Genomic DNA, 4163 nt, shown 5'->3' on the forward strand with positions numbered 1-4163 from the left:
CCCGCAGCCGCGACACGACCGACCCACCCCTCCGAGGGCGCAACCCCTACGCAGCTCGAGGGTGCCGCTTCTCCGCAGGTCGCCGATCCTCCCCCCGAACCGGCGGAGCCGCCGGCGTGGACACCACCTTCGCCGCCGCACAGCTGGCCAACAGATCCCGCATCGACACCCCGGCAACCCCGGAGACCGCCCCGGAGTGGCCTCCGGTCGGCCGCCCATCCCGCCGCTCCGAACCCTGCATGGACGCCTCCTGGTGCCACCGGCGAACCAAGTTAGGTAGACCTAACATAGGACTGGCTACCATGTGACCACGCCGGACGCACCAAAGCAACATCTTGCCGACACCTTGTCGGAACCGGCGCAGGGCGCACCCCACCCGATGGCGGAGCCTCAGGCCGACAGCACCCCCAGCTCGACGGAGGCCCACCGCTCCCCGACCCCGGTGACGGTCACATGCCGCACCTCGTCGGTGGTGTCGCCGACCGCCCGGTGGATGACGACATGGAGCCGGTCGTCGGTCAGCTCCTCGACCTTCCCCTCGCCCCACTCCACCACGATCACCGAATCCGGCAGCGAGACGTCGAGATCGAGGTCCTCCATCTCGTCCAGCCCGCCGCCCAGGCGATACGCGTCGACGTGGACGAGCGGCGGCCCCTCCCCCAGCGAGGGATGCACGCGCGCGATGACGAACGTCGGCGAGGTGACGGCTCCGCGCACCCCGAGCCCTTCCCCGAGCCCCCGGGTCAGGGTCGTCTTCCCGGCGCCCAGCTCGCCGTTGAGCATGACGAGATCACCCGAACGCAGCAGTTTGGCCAACCGACGGCCCAACTCCAGCATCTGCTCGGGAGACTGCACGACGGCCTCGAAGGACGTCACGAACGACGAAGACGACGAGGGTGAAGAGGGCGACGAGGGTGAGGTGGGGACGGCTCCGGGCTCACCCGGGACGTACCGTGCTGCTGGCGCTTCCATAACCACTTACGGTAGCCCCCGTCGGCACGGCACCCGCCCGGGTCAGCAGGTCGGCGAGCCGGTCGGTGACCACCTCGGGGTGCTCCAGCATCACCAGGTGCCCGGCGTCCGGCACGAGCACCAGCTCCGCGTCCGGCAGCAGATCGGCGATCGCCTCGCTGTGCTCGCTCGGTGTGACGAGGTCCTGGACCCCGGCCAGCACGAGCACCGGCAGCTCGTCGAACGCCGAGAGCGCCTCCGTCTTGTCGTGCTCGGTGAACGCCGGGTAGAACTCGGCGACGACGTCGATCGGCGTGCCCTCGATCATCCGCTCGGCGAACCGCTCGACCGCCGGGTCGACGTCCCGCGACGCGAACGAGTACCGCTTAATGATCCCGGCGAACAGATCGGCGGTCGCCCGCCGCCCCCGCTCGACCAGCGCGGCCTGCTGCCCGAGCGCCCTGAGCACCCCCGGCAGCACCCTCCGCACCACGTTGACGCCCGCGACGGGCAGCCCGAAGTTGACCTCGCCGAGCCGCCCCGACGACGTACCGACCAGGGCGACGGCGACGACTCTCTCGCGGATCAGCTCGGGGTAGTGGGCGGCGAGGGCCATGACGGTCATCCCGCCCATGGAGTGCCCGACGAGCACGATGGGCCCCTCGGGCACGGCCGCGTCGATCACGGCCTTGAGATCGCGCCCGAGCTGGTCGATGGTGACCGGCGCCCCGTCGACGGCCTGGGACCGACCGGAGCGGCCGTGGCTGCGCTGGTCCCAGTGCACGGTCCGGACGACACCGCGCAGCGCGGCCCGCTGGAAGTGCCAGGAGTCCTGGTTGAGGCAGTAGCCGTGACTGAAGACGACGGTGACGGGCGCGGGGGACTTGCGGCCGAAGAGGCGGCGTCTGCGAGGCGCGAGACCGGCCTCGGGCTCGATGTCGTCGACCTCGTAGTACAGCTCGGTGCCGTCGTCCGCGTACGCCTTGCCGGGGGTGCCGCGCAGTGTCCCGTAGGGGCCCGTGGAGTCGAGCGCGAGCCGGGCCTTCCTGCGCATGCCGCGGCCCACGGTGAGCCGCTCTATGGCGACACCGGCGGCCGCGCCCGCGGCGACCACACCTATCGCCGCCCCCGCTACACCGGCCCTGCGCCAGGTCCCACCGGCGGCGGACGCGGCTGTGGCGGCCGCGCTCGCGACGGCCTCCACGGCCTCCGCGCTGCTCTCGCTCACATCCCGCTCCTCTTCGCCGGCCCTCGGGCCCTAGCCGCTCCGCACACCTGTACGGAGTTTCCCGTCTTGTTCGTCTTTCACTTACTCGTGGTGTACTCGCGCTTACTCGTGTTGTACTCGCGTCGGCGCGGGCGCGTTCAGAGCTGCGGGGCAGCTCACACACTCACCCGTTCGTGGGTACGGAATTCCTCACGCCTGCTCACCCGTGTGGACGTAGACGCGCGGTACGCGGGTTCCGATGCGGGTCACGATCTCGTACGCGATGGTTCCGGCCGCCTTCGCCCAGTCCTCGGCGGTCGGTTCACCGTCGTCACCGGCGCCGAACAGCACCACCTCGTCACCCACGGCGGGTTCGTCCCCGCCGAGGTCCACGACGAACTGGTCCATCGCGACCCGGCCCGCGACCGTCCGCCACTTCCCGCCGACGAGCACGGGCCCGGTGCCGGAGGCGTGCCGGGGGATGCCGTCCGCGTAGCCGACGGGGACGAGGCCGAGGGTCGTGGCGCCCGGGGTGACGTAGTGGTGCCCGTAGCTGACGCCGTGCCCTGCGGGCACATGCTTGACCAGGGCGAGAGAGGCGCTGAGCCGCATCACGGGACGCAGCCCGAGGTCGGCCGAACTGCCCAGCTCCGGGCTGGGGGAGATGCCGTAGAGGGCGATGCCCGCCCGGACGAGGTCGAAGTGGCTCTCCGGGAGGGTGAGCGTGGCGGGCGAGTTGGCGATGTGCCGCACCTCGGGCCGTATGCCCCGGCCCTCCGCGTGCGTCACCATCTCGCGGAAGAGGCCGAGCTGCACGCCGATGGACGGGTGCCCCGGCTCGTCGGCGCAGGCGAGGTGCGACCAGATCCCGGTGACGGTGACGAGCCCCTCGGTCTCGGCGGCCAGCGCCTCGGTGACCAGCTCCGCCCAGTCCTCCGGCTGGCAGCCGTTGCGCCCGAGCCCCGTGTCGGCCTTGAGCTGCACACGCGCGCGTGCCCCCGCCGCACGGGCGGCGTCGGTGACCTCCCGCAGCGCCCACAGCCCGCTGACCGACACGTCGAGGTCGGCCTCGATCGCCTCCCGCCACGGCCCGCCCGGCGCCCAGAGCCAGCACATGATGCGCCCCGGCAGCCCCGCCGCGCGGAGCGCCAGCGCCTCCTCGGGCGTGGCCGTGCCCAGCCAGGCGGCCCCCGCCTCGACCGCGGCCCGCGCACACCGCACCGCCCCGTGGCCGTACGCGTCGGACTTGACGACGGCCATCAGGGCAGCGCCCGGCGCCAGCGCGCGCAAGGTCCGCACGTTGGCCCGCAGGGCATCCAGATCGATCTCGGCGCGGGCCCGCAGGGGCGCGGTCCGCGAAGGCGCTGTCTCACTCATGTCAGCCCCAGTGTCTCAGAGCCCGGGGACACCCCTCCGGCGCCCCATGCACCGGGGCTCATTTGCCCGCCCGTCGCCCCCACACGAACACCCGGTCCTTGGTCTTCAACACCCCCCACAGGGTCCGCGCGTCCGCCAGCCGCAGATTGACACACCCCATGGACCCGATCTCCGTGTAGATGGACCCGTACACGGCGTGGAACGCCTGTCCCCCGCTGAAGAACTGCGCGTACGGCATCGGCTGGTGATACAGCGTCGACCAGTGGTTCTTGTGCTTCCAGTACACCGTGTGCCAGCCCGCGCGGGTCGGGTACTGCCGCCGCCCGCTGCGGATCGGCGCTGGCCCGAACACCACCTTCTTGCCCTTCTGCACCCAGGTCACCTGCCGCGTCAGGTCCACGCACGCCACCCGGTACGTGCGGACCGGGCACTTCCCCGCCGCGTTGGGGTTCTTGCGGGCCGACAGGAACTGCATCCGCGCCCAGGTCACCGGCCCGGCGAAGCCGATCGCCGGCTTGATGCCCTCCTTGATCTGGAACGCGCGGATGGCGAGGCAGTCCGCCCGCGACTGCCTCGCGTCCGCGTTCTTCCGCTTGAGCCACCGCTCGACCTGCTTCTGGTACGGCCC

General features: G+C 71.9%; 4 protein-coding genes. All 4 read right to left on the bottom strand.

Going from position 1 to position 4163, the window contains the following annotated elements; translation table 11 throughout:
* Positions 1 to 390: 390 nt before the first annotated feature.
* On the bottom strand, positions 391 to 972 hold the full coding sequence (tsaE, locus tag AOK15_RS40210; protein ID WP_185093604.1) for a tRNA (adenosine(37)-N6)-threonylcarbamoyltransferase complex ATPase subunit type 1 TsaE: 582 nt from the start codon (positions 970 to 972) through the stop codon (positions 391 to 393).
* On the bottom strand, positions 938 to 2179 hold the full coding sequence (locus AOK15_RS40215; protein WP_055524087.1) for an alpha/beta fold hydrolase: 1242 nt from the start codon (positions 2177 to 2179) through the stop codon (positions 938 to 940). Before AOK15_RS40215 ends, tsaE begins: the two co-directional genes overlap by 35 nt.
* A 189-nt stretch (positions 2180 to 2368) precedes the next feature.
* The gene (gene alr, locus AOK15_RS40220; protein WP_055524089.1) at positions 2369 to 3535 is read right to left on the bottom strand and encodes an alanine racemase; all 1167 of its coding nucleotides are present in this window, start codon (positions 3533 to 3535) and stop codon (positions 2369 to 2371) included.
* A gap of 58 nt (positions 3536 to 3593) precedes the next feature.
* Positions 3594 to 4163: L,D-transpeptidase (locus tag AOK15_RS40225; protein ID WP_157870527.1), on the bottom strand; the 570-nt coding region annotated here is incomplete at its 5' end.

Origin of the sequence: Streptomyces ossamyceticus (assembly GCF_001418475.1) — a bacterium.
In the GTDB taxonomy this organism is placed as follows: Bacteria; Actinomycetota; Actinomycetes; order Streptomycetales; family Streptomycetaceae; genus Streptomyces; species Streptomyces ossamyceticus.

Coding starts and splice junctions, on each gene's coding strand:
- tsaE (WP_185093604.1), bottom strand. CDS start 972: ATGGAAGCGCCAGCAGCACGGTACGTCCCGGGTGAGCCCGGAGCCGTC.
- alr (WP_055524089.1), bottom strand. CDS start 3,535: ATGAGTGAGACAGCGCCTTCGCGGACCGCGCCCCTGCGGGCCCGCGCC.